The sequence below is a fragment of the Micrococcus sp. HSID17227 genome, from assembly GCF_003989405.1.
Classification (GTDB): domain Bacteria; phylum Actinomycetota; class Actinomycetes; order Actinomycetales; family Micrococcaceae; genus Micrococcus; species Micrococcus luteus.
This window is the reverse complement of record NZ_RBLN01000363.1, coordinates 1-1725: the sequence shown is the minus strand read 5'-3', so window position 1 is coordinate 1725 and position 1725 is coordinate 1. Positions and strand designations below refer to the sequence as shown.

The window sequence follows — 1725 nt, the reverse complement described above, 5'->3', positions numbered from 1 at the left end:
GACGCCGCCGTGGACGCCGTGGTGGAGGAGCTCAAGGACCGCTACGGCCCGCTGCCGGAGCCGGTGGAGGCGCTCGTCGCCGTCGCCCGGTTCCGCAACCGGGCGCGGGCCGCGGGCGTCACCGAGGCCTGCACCGTCCAGTTCGAGCGGGCGACCACCCGAGCCATGGACGGCGTCGCCGACGCCCTGGACGACCCCGACCTGCCGCGCGAGGACCTGGTGGCCCGCGTGGCGGAGGCCCTGGCCGACGTCGTGCTCGAGACCACGGGCTCCTGGCCCCTGCTCCTCCACGAGTTCCAGGCCGTGGGCCTGCGCGAGCCCGCCGTGGGGAGAGCCTACCGGACGCTGACCGTCCGGCGGCGGGACTTCCTGGCCGGCCTGCTGCGCGAGCACCGCGTGCTGGCCGACGTCCCGGACGAGCAGGTCACGCACACTGCGGCCATGCTCGTGATGCTCGTGCACACGCTGTCGGTCGAGCGGCACCTGGCCCCGGAGGACCTGACGGTGGACGACGTGCGGGACACGCTGGCCGCGGCCGTGCGCTCCCTCCTGCCCTGACGCCTGCGCGCCGGCCCCGCCTCAGCCCAGGGTGCCGGCCACACCGCGCACCAGCGCCACCGTGCCCCCGACGCCGGCCAGGCAGATCGCGAGGACGCGCGCCTTCGCGGGGTCCACCCGGCGGGCCACCGCCGAACCGAGCAGCACACCCAGCGGACCGCCCGCCACCACGGCGACCCACACCGGCCACGGCACGTGCAGCCCCGCGGGCACGGCCGCTCCGAACAGCGACTTCGTGACCAGCGAGGTGAGATTGGCCAGCAGAAACACGGGCTGGAGGGTGGCCGCCCACGAGCGCTGGTCCCACCGGCTCGCCACCGCGTAGACCGCGAGCGCCGGCCCGGCGATGCCCGCGGTGGTGTTCATGAACCCGGCGACGGCGCCGGAGGCGAACACGGCCCCGTCCCCCTGGGCGGTGAAGCGCTGCTGCAGGCCCAGGACGGCGGCCACGGCCACCAGCACGGAGGACCCCAGGAGGATCTCGAGTGCGTGGGCGTCCAGGACCCGCACGGCCCACGCCCCCGCGAACGAGCCGGTCACGAGCAACGGCGCGAGGCGGACGAAGCGCGGCCAGTCCACATGCCGGTGCAGCATCGCGAACAGCAGCACCGCGGACACCGAGGCGGCCACGTTGGACAGCGTCACCCCCGCCACCGGGCCCAGGAGCAGGGACAGCGTGGGTGCGGCGATCATGCCCACACCCATTCCGCTCACCCGCTGGAGCGTGCCGCCCAGGGTGATCGCGGCCAGCGCGACGACGGCCGGCAGCCACACCAGGGAGGGGTCCATGCGGGCAGTATGCCGGAGCCGGGGGTGCCCGTCGGCCCTGGCGCCCGCCCGTGACGGGTGCGCATGCTGGCCGTATGGCCCAGCACAGCTCCACCCCGTACCCGCTCGTGATCGTGGGCAGCGGCCCCGCCGGCGCCAGCGCCGCCCGCGCCTACCTCGACGCCGGGGGACCCGGCCCCGTCCTCATGCTCACCTCGGACGTGGACCACCCCTATGAGCGTCCGCCGCTGTCCAAGGAGCTGCTGCGCGGCATGGCGGCCCCCGAGGGCACGCCGATCGCCGGGGAGGAGCTGCCGGACGGCGTCGAGCTGCGCCGCGGCACCACCGTCACCGGCGCGAACCTCGCCGCGCGGACGCTGCGGGTCGGCGAGGAGCCGG

3 protein-coding genes are annotated in these 1725 nt (G+C 76.0%); 2 read left to right on the top strand and 1 reads right to left on the bottom strand.

Translation table 11 applies throughout. The annotated features are described in order from the left end of the window. Positions 1 to 558, top strand: a 558-nt coding sequence (locus tag D8M29_RS11835; RefSeq protein ID WP_127446007.1) for a TRCF domain-containing protein, incomplete at its 5' end; no start/stop codon positions are given. A gap of 21 nt (positions 559 to 579) precedes the next feature. Here D8M29_RS11835 and D8M29_RS11830 read toward each other — a convergent pair. Beyond that, positions 580 to 1347, bottom strand: a complete 768-nt coding sequence (locus D8M29_RS11830; RefSeq protein WP_036334454.1) for a sulfite exporter TauE/SafE family protein — start codon at positions 1345 to 1347, stop codon at positions 580 to 582. Positions 1348 to 1421: 74 nt separating this feature from the next. Here D8M29_RS11830 and D8M29_RS11825 point away from each other — a divergent pair. Next, a partial coding sequence (locus D8M29_RS11825) for an FAD-dependent oxidoreductase (RefSeq protein ID WP_148111611.1) occupies positions 1422 to 1725 on the top strand: 304 nt, incomplete at its 3' end.